7 protein-coding genes are annotated in these 14667 nt (G+C 71.2%); 4 read left to right on the top strand and 3 right to left on the bottom strand.

Annotated features, from left to right (window positions below):
* Positions 1 to 22 precede the first annotated feature (22 nt).
* Positions 23 to 1246 carry a molybdopterin molybdotransferase MoeA gene (locus Pla163_RS15195; protein WP_419185995.1) on the bottom strand — a complete coding sequence of 408 codons (1224 nt, stop codon included), beginning with the start codon at positions 1244 to 1246 and terminating at the stop codon, positions 23 to 25.
* 361 nt (positions 1247 to 1607) lie between these two features.
* On the opposite strand from Pla163_RS15195, the gene Pla163_RS15200 reads away from it, so the two are divergent.
* From Pla163_RS15200 to Pla163_RS15215, 4 genes are all read left to right on the top strand, one after another.
* Positions 1608 to 2978 carry an efflux RND transporter periplasmic adaptor subunit gene (locus tag Pla163_RS15200; protein ID WP_145190341.1) on the top strand — a complete coding sequence of 457 codons (1371 nt, stop codon included), beginning with the start codon at positions 1608 to 1610 and terminating at the stop codon, positions 2976 to 2978.
* Positions 2975 to 6433, top strand: coding sequence for an efflux RND transporter permease subunit (locus Pla163_RS15205; protein ID WP_145190343.1), 3459 nt, complete (start codon positions 2975 to 2977; stop codon positions 6431 to 6433). Before Pla163_RS15200 ends, Pla163_RS15205 begins: the two co-directional genes overlap by 4 nt.
* Positions 6430 to 9933 (top strand): efflux RND transporter permease subunit, encoded by a 3504-nt coding sequence (locus Pla163_RS15210; RefSeq protein ID WP_145190346.1) that lies wholly within the window; start codon positions 6430 to 6432, stop codon positions 9931 to 9933. The genes Pla163_RS15205 and Pla163_RS15210 overlap by 4 nt, the downstream gene beginning before the upstream one ends.
* Before the next feature lie 238 nt (positions 9934 to 10171).
* Positions 10172 to 11002, top strand: coding sequence for a class I SAM-dependent methyltransferase (locus Pla163_RS15215; RefSeq protein ID WP_145190349.1), 831 nt, complete (start codon positions 10172 to 10174; stop codon positions 11000 to 11002).
* Here the strand turns inward: Pla163_RS15215 and Pla163_RS15220 are convergent.
* Entirely contained in the window at positions 10920 to 12551 is a 1632-nt protein-coding gene (locus tag Pla163_RS15220) for a hypothetical protein (protein ID WP_145190352.1), read from the bottom strand. The two genes, Pla163_RS15215 and Pla163_RS15220, sit on opposite strands and share 83 nt — an antisense overlap.
* A 104-nt stretch (positions 12552 to 12655) precedes the next feature.
* Complete coding sequence (locus Pla163_RS15225) at positions 12656 to 14443, bottom strand: hypothetical protein (RefSeq protein ID WP_145190355.1); 1788 nt, start codon at positions 14441 to 14443, stop codon at positions 12656 to 12658.
* Between the last annotated feature and the right edge of the window lie 224 nt (positions 14444 to 14667).

Consider the following 14667-nt stretch of genomic DNA (forward strand, 5'->3'; position numbering starts at 1 on the left):
TAGCGCAGCGGTCGAGAAGCAGTCACACGAGCGGCCGGTAGCGCACCAGCTCGCCGCTCTCGATCGCTCCGCCGTGCGGCACCACCGCCAACGCCGTCGCGCGCGCGGCACCGACCACGTCGCTCGAACCCTGGTAGGCCACCGGTTCGAGCACCTCGATGCCGTCGTCGCCCTGGCGCACCGTGCACGGCAGGTTGTCCTGGCGCGTGGGTGCCTCGCGGCGCGGACCGGTCCAACGGCCCGTGCGCAGGCGCTCGCCCAGCTCGTCGCCGTCCGTGACGCCGGCCATCTTCGCCAGCACCGGGCGCACGAACAGCTCGAGTCCCAGCACGGCGCTGACCGGATTGCCCGGCAGACCGAGCACCGGCGTCGTGCCGCGCATTCCGAACCAGATCGGCTTGCCGGGCTTGACCGCCACCTTGTGCAGGCGCGGCTCGACGCCCAGCTCCTCGAAGACCTTGCCGACCAGGTCGTACTTGCCCATCGACACGCCGCCGGTCGTCACGACCACGTCGGCCTTCTCGAGCGCGGCGCCGAAGTGCTCGCGCAACAGCTCTTCGTCGTCCGGCACGGCGCCGACCTCGACGACTTCGTGGTCCAGGTGCATCAGCCGCGACGCCAGGTAGAACGTGTTGCCCTCGCGGATCTGCCCCGGCCCGGGCACGGCCCACGGCGGGACCAGTTCGTCGCCGGTGGTCAGCACCGCGACGCGCACCTGACGGAAGACCGGCACCTCGGCCACGCCCATCGCCGCGAGCACCGACAGGTCGACCGACGAGATGCGGCGCCCGACCTCGAACGGTCCGTCGCCGGCCCGGATGATCGCCGCGCGCTCCTGGACGTGCTCGGCGGCGCAGGCGGCGGCGGACAGGTGGACCTTGTTCCCACGCCGCGCCGAGCGCTCGATCATGACCACCTGGTCGCAGTCGTCGGGAACCTCCGCGCCGGTGTAGATCTCGACGCACTGGCCAGGCAGCACGTCCCCGCCATACGGCGTGCCGGCCTTGGACTCGCCCACCACCACCAGCACGGCCGAGCCGTCCTCGAGGCGCGGTCCGTCCAGGTCCGCCGAGCGCACCGCGAAGCCGTCCATCATCGCCTTGCGGAAGGGCGGCAGATCGACGTCGGAGACGGGGCGCTGACCGAGGATGCGACCGGCGGCGAAGGCGAGTTGGCACGGTTCGACCTCGCCCAGGGGCTGGACGGCGTCGAGGAGCTGGGCGAGGGCTTCTGAGGGACTGATCACGGGCGGAGTGTAGTGGCCCCGGCGGACGGTCCAGGGTGTCGGGATCGAGATCCCGAGTGCCGGATCGGCAAGCCTCACACTCCCGGCGCGTAGGAGGGGCCGCGCGTCATCCGCGCGGCTACTCTCGGCGAATCCCTCGCGGAGCCGCAGCGGCTCGCGCGACCAGGACCGGCGCTCCGGCCCGCGCCCGACGGACCTTCCGCGGGGCCGCGGGCGAAACCACCCCACCGCCGGACGCCCGCCACTCGCCCGCATCGCACCTGGCTCGTCGACGCTCGCACGCCCCGCGAGCCCGCGACGCCGGACCGCCGCGAACGACCTCGCCCCCAGCGAGCCCCGACTCACGCTCCCCGATCTCTCCATGTCCCGACCCCGCTCCACGCGGGCGGCCGCTCCGTCCCCCTGGGCGGCCGCGCGCGCGCTCCTCCTCTCGTCCGCTCTCGTCAGCAGCTGCCTCGCGGCCGGCCTGCTCGGCTCCTGCTCCGGCGGCGGACCCGGCGGCGGCGGCCCGAGCGACGGCGGCGGCGGCGGCGGCGAACAGGGCGTGCGCGCGGTGGAACGCACCAAGGTCGTGGTCGAACAGGTCGTGCGGCGCGACCTGAACGAAGAGCTCGAGACCACCGCGGTGCTCGAGGCCGATCGCCAGGTGACCGTGGTCGCGCGCCAGTCGGGGCAGGTGATCGAGGTGCTGGCCGAGGAGGGCGACACGGTCCAGGCGGGCCAGATCCTCGCGCTGCTCGACGATCGCAGCGAGCGCATGACCCTGCGCAACGCGGAGATCTCGGTCGCCGAGGCCAAGCAGGCACTGGCGTCGAACGAGATCGCGATCAAGGAGGCCCAGACGTCGATCGAGACCGCGAAGAGTCAGCTGGCCCAGACCGAACGGGACCTGGCGCGCGACGAAGAGCTGTTCAAGACGGGCGAGGGCAGCGTCGCGGCCGTGTCCGCCAAGGTGCTCGAGCAGAGCCGGCTCGCGCGCGACCAGGCGGCCCAGGACCTGGCCCAGCGCAAGCTCGCGCTCGAGCGCGCGATCCTCGACCGCGACAGCGGAACGACCGCGGTCTCGCGCGCCGAGGTGACGCGCGACGAGGCGTCGCTCGCCCTCGAACGCATGGCGATCAGCGCGCCATTCGACGGCGTGGTCGCCAGCCGCACCGTGCGCCTCGGCCAGAACCTGTCGGCGGGCGAAGAGGCCTTCGTCGTGGCCGACCCGCTCGACCTGCGCGTCGTCTTCTACCGCCCCCAACGCGAACTCGGCATGTTCGCCGCGCGCCCCGAAGGCACGCTGACGTTGACCGCGCGCAGCGAAGCTCTGCCCGGCGTCGAGTTCAGCGGTCGCGTCATCCGCATCGCGCCCAACATCGACGCCGAGTCGGGCTCGTTCCGACTCACCGCCGCGATGGATCGCGTGCCCGTGGACGACGGCCCCGAGCGACTCCTGCCCGGAATGCTGCTGCGGCTGCGCATCGTCACGGACCGGCGCGAGAACGTGCTGGCGGTGAAGAAGCGCGCCGTGGTGCGCGAGGGCGACCAGGCCTTCGTCTTCGCGGTGGAGCCCGACGGCGAACGCTTCGTCGCGCGCCGACGACTGGTGCGCGAAGGCTTCAGCGACGCCACGCACGTGCAGATCGAAGCGCTCGACGAACCGGCGCTGACCGACACCACGCGCGTGGTCCTCATCGGCGCGCGCGACCTGACCGACGGCGATCCGCTCGAGGTCGAAGAGCGTTGAGCGACTCCAACCCGCCGGCGGACGCCTCCGCCCTGCGCCGCGACGAAGCGGCCGAGAACAGCTTCGTCGTGAAGCGCCCCGTGGCGATCACGATGCTCATGCTCAGCATGGCCGTGTTCGGCGTGGTGAGCTTCTTCAAGCTGCGGCAGAACCTCCTGCCCGAGATCAGCTACCCGACGCTGACCGTGCGCACGTCCTGGGACGGCGCGGCGCCCGAGGACGTCGAACAGCGCATCTCGGTCCGCATCTCCGAGTCGCTCGGCACGCTGAAGGGCCTGGTGCGTTCGTCGTCCACGTCGCGCGCCGGCGTGAGCGACATCCTGCTCGAGTTCGACTGGGGCACCCAGATGAGCTTCGCGGTGCAGGACGTGCGCGAGAAGATCGACCAGGTGCGCCTGCCGGACGGTGTCGAGCGGCCGATCATCCTGCGCTACGACCCGAACCTCGACCCGGTGCTGCGGATCGGACTGACCAGCAACCGCGACCTGGGTGACGCGAACGAGGAGTTGATCGCTCTGCGCTGGATCGCCGAGAACCGCATCAAGCGCGAGCTCGAGTCGATCGGCGGCGTCGCGGCGGTCCAGGTGCGCGGCGGCCTCGAGGAGGAGCTCCACGTCGAGGTCGATCCGGGCGAACTGGCGTCGCGTCAGCTGTCGCTCGCCCAGGTCTCGGCGCGCCTGGCCCAGGAGAACATCAACGCCGCGGGCGGTTCGCTGCGCGAGGGCTCGACCGACTACATCGTGCGGACGGTCAACGAGTTCGAGAACCTCGGCGAGATCTCGAACCTCGCGCTCGTGCGACGCGGCGGCGCGACGATCCGCCTGGCCGACGTGGCAAAGATCACGTCGACCTACAAGAAGCGCGAGGTGACGAGCCGCATCGACGGGCGCGAGTCGGTCGAGCTCGCGATCTTCCGCGAAGCCGGCGCCGACCTCGTCGCGGTGGCCGAGGCCGTCCGACTGGCCGTGTTCGGCACGCCGGAGCAGCAGGCGTCGGCCGCGAAGATGCTGGAGGAGGGCCGCGAGCCGAAGACGCTCATGGAGCGCAACAAGACGGACTACCTGGCCTTCAACCAGCGCAAGGAGCTGGACGCGACGCTGCTGTCGGACCAGTCGGTATTCATCCGTCAGGCCGTCGCCGACGTGCGCGATTCGGCCCTGATCGGCGCGGTGCTCGCGATCGCGGTGATCTGGGTCTTTCTGCGGCGCCTGTCCGCGACCGGGATCATCGCCGTCGCCATCCCGATCTCGATCGTCGTCGCCTTCGCCCCCATGTACCTGGGCGGCGTGAGTCTGAACATCATGTCGCTCGGCGGTCTCGCGCTGGGCGTCGGCATGCTCGTCGACAACGCGATCGTCGTGCTCGAGTCGATCACGCGCTGTCGCGAAGAGGGCGACGAGTACCGCACGGCGGCCGTGCGCGGTGTGCGCGAGGTCACCGGCGCCGTGGTCGCCTCGACCCTGACGACCGTGTGCGTGTTCGCGCCGATCGTGTTCGTCACCGGCATCGCGGGCCAGATCTTCGGCGACCAGGCCCTGACCGTCGTCAGCGCGCTGACCGTCTCGTTGATCGTCGCCGTGCTCTTCATCCCGATGCTCGCGTCGCGGCGCTGGTTGGCCGGCGACGAGGCGCGCGCCGCGGATCCCGCCGAACCGGCCCCGCCGCGCGGTCTGACCGAAGGCCTGTCCTTCCGCGGCTTCGCGGCGCTGGCGTCGTGCCTCGTCGTCCTCGGGCGTCTGGTGCTCGTGCTGCTCGGCCTCGTGGCCTGGGTCGTCGGCCGCATCGTGGGGCTTGCCTACGTCCTCGGACGCGTCGTCACCTGGCCGTTCGCCAAGGTCTTCGAGCTGGCGTGGAACGCGCTCGAGAACAGCTACCCGCGCGCGCTCGGCCTCGCCCTGCGCGTCAACGTGGTCATCATCCTGCTCGCGGCCGTGCTCGGCTGGGACGCCTGGCGCCGCATCCCCCACCTGGGCGTCGAGCTGTTGCCCGAGATCCACCAGGGCGAATTCACCGCCTTCGTTCAGCTCGACGTCGGCAACCCGCTCGAGGAGACCGACGTGGTCATGCGGGCGATCGGCGAACAGGTGCGCCTGCTCGACGGCGTCGCGGCGACCGCGCTGACCGTCGGCGTCGAGGAGGAGACGCTCAGTCAGGACATCGAGGGGCCGCACACGGCGCGCCTGTCGGTGCGGATGGACCCGGACGACCACGACGAGGAGGCCGAACAGGCGCTCGTCGCACGCGTCCGCGAGCTGATCTCGCGCAACCCTGCCGTGCGCACGGTCGACATCCGGCGGCCGACGCTGGTCGCGCTGGCGTCGCCGGTCGCCGTCGAGGTGCGCGGGCACCGACTCGAGAGTCTGCGCGATGTGTCACAGGACGTGCTCGAACGCCTCGAGGCCCGCGACGACCTGCGCGACGTGCAGACCAGCATGCGTCCCGGCTTCCCCGAGGTGCGCGTGACGTTCGACCGCGACAAGGCGCTCGAGTACGGGCTCGATCTGGCGACGGTCTCCAAGCTCGTGCGCGACTCCGTGCTGGGCGAGATCGCGACGCGCTTCACGCGCGGCGACGAGCGCATCGACCTGCGTGTCATGGCCGACGAGGAGCGCCTCGCGCGACTGGCCGACGTGCTCGACCTCGTGGTCAATCCGGAAGCTGCGATCGGCGTGCCGCTGCGCGCGGTGGCCGACGTCGAGACCGTCGAGGGCCCGGCCGAGATCCGCCGCATCGGCAACAGCCGAGCGATCCTCGTGACCGCCAGCCGCGCGGGTTTCGACCTGGGCGGCACGGCCGACGCGGTCGAAGGCGTGCTGGCCTCGATGGAGGTCCCCAGTGACGTGGTGGTCGAGCTCGGCGGGCAGAAGCGCGAGATGGACGAAGCCACGCGCTCGATGCTGTTCGCGCTGCTGCTCGCGATCTTCCTCGTCTACGTCGTGATGGCGACCCAGTTCGAGTCGCTGACCCAGCCGCTGATCGTGCTGCTGACGGTGCCGCTGGCCGCCGTGGGCGTGATCTACACGCTCGACTACGTGGAGACGCCGCTGTCCGTCGTGGTCTTCATCGGTCTGATCCTGCTGGCCGGGATCGTCGTGAACAACGCGATCGTGCTGGTGGACCGCATCAACCAGAACCGCACCCGCCTCGGTCCGGGACACGTGCGCGAAGCGGTGATCGAGGCCAGCCGCGTGCGTCTGCGTCCGATCCTGATGACGACGGCCACGACGGTGCTGGGCCTCTTGCCGTTGACCGGTTGGCTGGACGGCTTCCCGCTCGTCGATCGACTGGTGTCCGGCGAGGGCGCCGAGCTGCGTCGACCGATGGCGATCGCCGTCGTGTCGGGCCTCCTGTCGTCGACCGTCCTGACGCTCTTCGTCATCCCCTGCGTCTATACGCTGTTCTCCCTCGAGCGCCGCGAGCGCCCGGGCGGAAGCTCGAACGGAGCCACCGCATGAAGACTCCCGCCCAGGACGTGGAACGCGGTTTCGACCTGTTCCGACTGACGGTCGCGCGCCCGATCGGACTGGGCGTCATCTTCCTGACGCTGATCGTCGTCGGGATCCTCGCCTACGTGCGCATCCCGCTGCAGCTGTTGCCGTCGGGCTTCGCCGAGCCGCAGCTCAACGTCTGGGTCAGCCACCCCGGTTCGAACGCGCGCGAGAACGAGGAACAGGTCGCGCGCCCGATCGAGGAGGAGCTGCGCACGCTGGCCGGGCTGACGCGCGTGCGGTCCTGGTCGCGCGAGGGCCAGGTGCAGCTGCGCATCTCGTTCGACCCCCAGCTGGATCCGGACCTGATGAAGGCCGAGATCCGCGACCGGCTCGAGCGCGCGCGCCCGACGCTGCCGGACTCGATCGGCGACATCGGCACGTGGTCCGAGGACGCCGACCAGATGCCGATCTCGTTCTTCGGGATCCTCTACGAGCAGGAGTCGGACCGCACGACGTTCCTGCTCGACCAGGTGATCATGCCGCGCCTCGAAGGTGTCGACGGCATCAGCCGCGTCGAGGTCTTCGGCGCGCTCGACGACTCGATCCGCATCCTCCTGGACGAGGACCGCGTCGCTGCGACCGGGACGGACGTGGGCGCCCTGATCCGCCGCCTGTCGAGCGACAACTTCGCGACGCCACTGGGCACGGTCTCCGAGGGCGAGCGCGAGTTCATCCTGCGCTCGGACATGCGCTTCACGTCGCTCGAGGACATCGAGAACTACCCCATCGGGCGCGGTCTGACGATCGCCGACGTGGGACGCGTCATCCGCGCGAAGAGCGTGCGCGACCGCCTGAGCCGCATCGACCACAAGTTCAGCTACTTCGCCATCGCCAGCAAGGAGGCCGGCGCCAACGTCGTCGACGCCAGCCGCGGTCTGTTGGCCGCGATGGAGGAGTTGAAGGCCGACCCACAGCTCGAGGGCCAGTTCTCGTTCATGCCCTTCTTCGTGCAGGGGCAACTCGTCGAGAACTCGATGGCGCAACTGCGCAACACGGCGGTCTGGGGCGGCGCGTTGGCGGTCGTGGTCCTGCTCGTCTTCCTGCGCCGTCTGCGACTGACGCTGGCCGTGGCGCTGTGCATCCCCGTCTCGGCGCTGCTCGCGATCGCGTGGGAGTACTTCACCGGCGGCTCGTTCAACATGCTGACGATGGTCGGCATCACGTTGGCGATGGGCATGCTCGTCGACAACGCGGTCGTGGTGGTCGAGAACATCTCGCGCCACAGGCAACTCGGCCTGCCGCCGCTCGAAGCCGCCCGCGTCGGAGCCAAGGAGATCGCGCTGGCCGTGACACTGGCGACCATGACGACCGTCGTGGTGTTCCTGCCGCTGATCTTCATGACGGAGAACCCGATGGCGCGCGTGTTCCTGCGCGGCCTCGGCCTGCCGTTGTCGATCTCGCTCTTGTTCAGCCTCCTGGTCGCGGTCGTGTTCCTGCCGACCTTGGCGGGACGGATCCTCGGCGACCGCCCCGCCTGGACGGCACCGATCACGGCGGTGTTCGGCGCGCTCGGGAACGCGACGACGCGCGTCGTGGGCGGGCTGGTCGCGGCCCTGCGCTTCGTCCTGCACCTTCTCGCGCGCGGACTGCACGCCACGGCGCGTAGACTCGCGCGCGTCGTCGCCCCGAGCGGAGTGCTGGTGTGGCCGGCGCGCCTCGTGCGCCTGGGAGTCGCCGGTTGGCTCGTCGTGATCGGCTACGCCTACGACGCCGAGATGGCCAGTCGCGTCGCGACGCTGGCGCCGTTCGGTCCGCAGAGTGCTGGGTCGAAAGGCACGACCCTCGCGCTGGTCGGCGCCCTGGGCATCGTCTTCCTGCCCGAACTCGTCGCGTTGTGGCGCCCCGGACGTCTCCGGCGCCCCGAGCGCTTCACGCCGGCCGGCAGTTCGGTCATGGAGTTCGTCACCAACGCGAACCAATCGCTGGTCTCCTGGGCCCTGAGCCACCGCATCGCCGCGTCGTTGGTCGCGCTCCTATGCCTCACGTCGGTCGGCCTCCCGCTCAGCTCGATGAAGATCGCGGCGTTCACCCAGGACAACCAGACCGATTCGGTGCGCTACTGGGTCGACTTCACCGCCGACTACACGCTCGGCGAGGCGTCGCGCGAGATCGCGCTGCACGAGAACTTCCTCGAGACCAAGAAGGAGGAGCTGGGCTTCGACCACGTGTCGTCGCGCTTCGGTTCGAACGGTGGCTCGGTGTCGATCTACTGGGACGCGCCGCTCAAGCCGTCGCAGCTCGACGCGATCCAGAAGACCCTGCGCGAAGAAGTGCCCCAGCCGGCCGGACACAGCGTGAGCTTCGCCGACAGCGAGGCCGCCAACGAGTTGTCGCGCGACATCGCGTTCTTCGTGCTGCGCGGGCCGGACAGCGAACAGCTCGAGGAGTACGGCCGCCAGGCGCTCGAGATCCTCGGCAAGGTCGACGGGCTCGGCGTGGTGAAGAGCGAGTCCCTGTCCACCGAGCGCGCGATCGAGGTGAACATCGATCGCGACCAGGCGCTGGCGCGCGGCGTCAGCTCGCAGTCGGCCCTGATGAGCATCGGGTGGGCGCTGCGCGGCTCGTCGCTGCCGCGCTACTACGAGGAAGGTCGCGAAGTGCCCTTCATCATGGAGTTCGACAGCGAAGAGGTCGCCGGCCTCTCGACCCTGCGCGACCTGACCGTCTTCAGCGACGAAGGCGAAGTGGCGCTGGCGTCGATCTCCGACGTGTCGTTCGAGCGCACGTCGCGGCGCATCTACCGCGACGACGGGCGCACGACGTTCGAGATCACGGCCGAGGTCGACGACCCGACGCGCCTCACCGAGTTGACCGAGCGCGGGTACGCGGCGCTGTCGAGTCTCGACCTGCCGCGCGGCTACGGGCTCGGATCGGACGGCTCGACCGCCTCGCGCGCCGAGGACGAGGCCGGCGAGATGCAACGTGCGCTCGCACTGTCGGTCGTGCTCGTGTTCCTCTTGATGGGGATCCTGTTCGAGTCCGTCGCGCGCCCGTTCAGCGTGCTGGTGACGATCCCCTTCTCGTTCCTCGGAGCGATGTGGATGGTGTTCCTGGTCGGCAAGCCGATGGACATCATGGGCTGGGTCGGGCTGATCATCCTGGCCGGTGTCGTCGTCAACAACGGCATCGTGCTGATCGACTGCATCCACCGTCGACGTGAGGAGATCGGCGACCGCACGCGCGCGGTGATCGAGGGCTCGGCCCAGCGCGTGCGACCGATCCTGATGACGGCGGCGACGACGGTCTTCGGCCTCGTGCCGATGATGATCGAGGAGCCGCCGAAGAACGCGATCGACTACCGCACGCTCGCCACGATCGTCGCGGGCGGTCTGATCGCGAGCACGTTCTTCACCCTCTGGGTCGTGCCGCTCGCGTACACGCTGGTGGACGACCTGGCGGCGGCGACGAGCCGCGCACTGACCCGCGGCATCCGCGAACCCGTGCGGCGCCTGTTCGCGGTCTGAACCGGCGGGTCGGGGCTCGCGAGCGCGGGTCGGGCCGGCGCTCTTCGCGCAGCGACCCGGACGCGTTCGCGGCGCGGAGCGAGCGCGACCGCCGGTCGCGACAACCGCCCGACCCCGGGCGCCGACGTCGGCCGACGCCCACGGTCGCCGCGCGCGACTCGCGTTCGAACGGCCGCTACCGAGGCGGAAGCCCCGGGCCGGGCTGGACGGCGGACGGGCGGCGGGCGAGACTCGCCCCGTGGTTCCCCGCTGGCCCTCCCCCACCAAGGCTCTGCGCGAGCTGTCGCGCGGCGCGCGCATGGTGAAGGTCGGCGGCGCCGGCGCGGGTTGGCGCTTCCTGCGCGAGGAGGTCCTCGGCAACGGCTGGCTGCGCCTCACCGAGGGCGGCGGCGGCGACCCCGAGAGCGCGCGCGTGGTCTGCAACCTGTGCGGTTGGGCCGGCTCGCGGTTCGCGTCCCACGTGGCGCCGGGCTACCTCGACAAGAACGCCTTCTGCCCGCGCTGCAAGGCCTACGCGCGCCATCGCGGCTGTGCGTGGCTCCTGGCCGAGCGCCTCGGCGACGAGCTCGACGCCGTGGCGACGCGCGGCGGCCGGCGCCTTCTGTTCGCGCCCGAAGCCGGTCTGCGGAACCTGCTCGAGTCGCGCGTCGGTGCGCTCGAGGGCGTGGACATCGACGGCGGCCGCGCGGGCGTCGACATCGTCGCCGACGCCCAGGACCTGCCGCTCGCGGACGGCTCGGTCGAACTCGTCGTGTCGTTCCACGTGCTCGAGCACGTCCCCGACGACGCGCGCGCCCTGGCCGAGATCGCGCGCGTGCTGACGCCGACCGGGCGCCTGCTCCTGTGCGCGCCGATGACGTTCGAGCGCGAAGCGACGCAGGAGTTCGGCGAGGCGCGCGCGGATCTCAACGACCACTGGCGCGAGTACGGCACCGACCTGCGCGAACGGCTCCTGGCGGCCGGGCTCGACGGTCCGTCCTACCGCTTCAGCCACGAGTTGCCCGCGGACGAGTTCCGCCGCCTCGCGCTCGTGGACGAGGAGCTGTTCTGGGTCGGGCGCCGGGCCTGATCCTGCGAACCCGCGACGCACTCGCCCCGGACCGCGACGAGTCCGCCCGGCGTGCGGTCGTCCAGCCCGCCCGAATGCGTCGATCGCGAGCGGCCCGACCCCACGTGCACCGACTCAAGGCGCATCCAGTTGGATGCACCACGATGCCGGGCGCCAATTCGACGTCGGGGTGGAAGTGGTCGTGCCCTTCGGCGTCCAGCAGAGGCTCGCTGCGGACCGTGGTCCTGTCGAACTCCCGAGCGTGGTCGAACTGGACCTCGCACAGCCCGAATGGACCCAGCACCTGCGACCCGCCCTCCACCTCGAACCGGAGACCGGCGAGCGGACCGGCTCGATCCGAACCGGCGCGCCCCCATCCGAACACCACGCCGCCGGCCCCCGCCACGAGGTGCACCGGCACCGTCCCCGTGCCGAAGTCTCCGTACGCGCGGTCGAAGAGCTCGGCCACGTCGAAGAATGTGGGGCGCACGTCGGGGACGACGAGCATCGCGCGTGCGGCGACCAGTTCCTCGAAGTCCGCCGGCCGCCACCGGGCAATGGTGCCGTCGACTGGCAGAGTCGTGCGGTGCCAGAGGTTGCCAGCGCGCCGCCCATCGCCGCCCAGGCCGCCATAGGTGACGAGGTCCACGGTCTGCGGCAGGACGCCGAGTCCGATCAGTTCGAACGCGACGCCGGCCGCGCGCTCGACCAGGTCCACGGCCAACTCCAGCGCGAGTGTGGCTTCCACGTGCTCGGTCCCCACGACCACCTGTGAGTCGTCGGCGAGCCGGACGAACGGGCCCAGCGCGCCGCGGACGCGCACGTCGTAGGTCCCAGGGGGAACGTGGACGAAGTGCGCGGCCGCGAGCTCGAGCTCGTCGTCGGCGCGCTTCGCGAAGCGCGTGGACTCGAGCGGGGCCCAGGCCACGGCGCTGGCCTCACCATCTTCACCGGCCCCGCCGGCCGCCACGAGTTCGACCCATCCGGCCGGTTCCGAGTCGGCGACCGCCGACTCCGCCCGGTCGAGACGTTCCTCGACCCACTCGAGCACGGTCTCGTCGAAACGCAGAACGAGCGCCAGCGACGCTCCCAGCTCCTCCGCGAGGTCGATGTCGACCCGCGTGCGGCCGGGGGCGAGGGCGACGTCGCGAACGACGCGCGCGGCGCCGGGCAGCTCGATCTCGAGGTGCGCCACGTCGGCATCGGAGTCGATCAGCTCCACGTCCCACGTCCAACCGCGACTCCCGCGCTCGCCGACGAGGCGACCCCAGCCGCCTGTGGGGCCCGGCTCGACGCGTAGCCACGCCGGAGCCGGCCGCTCCTCCCCCCGGTACCACGCGAGCAACTCCTGCGGGACGCGCACCTCGATCTCGAGCCGGGACGGACGCGCGGGCGCCGCGACCTGGGAGGCGTCCGCCGATGTGCTCACGGGCGCCGCTACTTCGACGGGATCGCGCTCGGTCTCCACCGACGGCAGCTCGCGTCGCACCTCGTCCTGCGCCAACTCCGGCGCTGGTGCGTCGACCCAGATGTGTCCGGGTCCGCCGAGGTCGCCGCTCCACTCGAACACGCCCTAACCGATGAGGCTCGAGAGGGCGATGAGTGCCAGAACGGCGAGGGCGGTGAGACGGGTGCGTTCACGCATGCGAGCGATGGGGTCGGGGGATCCGGCCTCTAGTCTTGCACGAACAGCTCGACCACGCCCGGGGCGGCGTCGCGGAGCTCCATCAACAGGTTCGAATGCATGGCGCGGGCAAGGCGCTCGGCGTTGGAGTCGGGGCGCCCGAGCACGAGGGACGCGGCATCGAAGGCGCGCACGTCCGCGTCCGCGAACTCGACGAATCCCATGGGTCCGGTGCGGCGCAGATCGAACGGCATGGCGTCGGTCGAACCGTCGGCGACGAGTTGGCGCGTCCCCGCGTCCGTCCCCCAGGCCACGTCGAACCCGAACGCCGGTGCCCAGTGCGCCTCGGGGAAGCGGTGGTTCTGGTAGGCGCCGACGAGCACGCCGCCGGAACCGGGCTCGAACTCGAGCAGGACCTGCTGCGTCTCGAGCAGCGCGTCGAGGTCGTGGAAGATCGGCTGCATCCCGGGCGACACGAAGGCGACGCGAGCACCGCGCGGCGTCGTGCGCGGATCGAGCGTCAACCAGCCCGACGGCAGCAGCTCGGAGACGAGCGGCAGCGGCACCTCGATCCCGCGCCACATGGTCGGACCGTTCGAAACGTCGAGCGCGCCCAGGTCCTCGGGCACCGCACCGTAGAGCAACGCCGTCACGGCGGTCGGCGAAGCATCGTCCGTCGAAGCGCTCGCATTCGCTGCTGCTCCTGTGGCGGTCTTCTCGGGCCAGCGCACCTTCACCTCGACCGTCGCCGACTCGGTCGCATCTTCGACGTCGCGCACCAGGGCCGTCGCGCCACCGATCTCTTGTTCGACGGTCGCCTCGTGCGTGAGCGGCAGGCCACCGAGCAGTCGCGGCCGCACGCCGCCGAGCGGTGCACCGACGACGTGCGTGCGCGACTCGAGCGGACCCTGTTGAGGAACGACGCCGGTCCAGGCGTCGAACCACGCGTCCAGCGGAACCAGCACCGTGTCGTCGGGCGTCGCGCCGTCGAACACGACCCAGGGCACGCTCGGCCCGAAGGTCGTCGGCGCGTGGGGATCGTTGCCGATCCAGCTCGGAAGGTTCGCGGGCTGCGCCTCTGCGACAGGCAGTCCGTTCGGGTGAACGCTCTCGTCGCTGCTCCCTCCACTGGCGTCTTCGGGATCGTCCTCCGCCCCCCAGGGAAACTCGGCCGCGACGACCACCGTGCTCGCATCGAAGTCCGCGAGCTCGTAGCGCACCTCGTTCCGTCCGACCTCGAGTCGCGCACCGCCCGCGATCGGCGCGTGGATGCCCGTGCGTACGGTCCAGCGGTGGCGGCCGGTCCGAAGGCCTGCGACGACGAACTTCCAGCGGTCGCCCTCGATGTCACCGAGCACGCGCCGCACGTCCGGCTCGGCTCCACCGCGTTCGAGATCGAGCCAGGCCGGCAACCGCGGCGAGCCGATCTGCGCCGGAGCCCGCACCTCGAGATCGAGCACCACCGCGTCGCCGACGGGCACGTGTTCGACCGGCGTGTCGACGAACGCGGACGGCGCGGGCACGTCGAGCACCGGCACGACCGGACGCGCTTCGACGGCAGCTTCCGACTCGAGCACAGCGCGCTCCGAGATCGGCGCCTCGGCGGCCACGTGTCGATCGTCTGCGGTTCCCTCGACCGCGGCCGGTCCGTCCGCCAACTCGACGTCCGTCCGCGGGCCCGCAGGCGCCTCGGGCGAGACTTCCGCGTCGGTCCGGCCGAGGGGCTCGTCGTCGCCGCCGATCTCGCTCCACAGCACCCACGCGACGGCGACCAGCAGGATCCCGACGGCGGCGAGGACCCACGCGCGACGGGGATCGTTGGAGGTGGACTTCGGCATGTGGCGCGCTGGACGTGGACGGTCGGGCGGTGGAGCGTCGCGGGGATTCGGACGCCGAGACTGGATCGGCGGACGGGCCTTTCGCTCCATCCTCCACTCACGGCACGGGCGGACTCGACGCGGAGGCGCACCCGATCTTCCCGTGGGTCCTGCATCGAGCGGCAGCGAGCGCCGCGCGGGTAGGATCTCGGCCCGACGATCGCGAGCCACAGGCGCCGCGATCG

Origin of the sequence: Rohdeia mirabilis, assembly GCA_007750655.1 — a bacterium.
Taxonomy (GTDB): Bacteria; Planctomycetota; UBA1135; order UBA1135.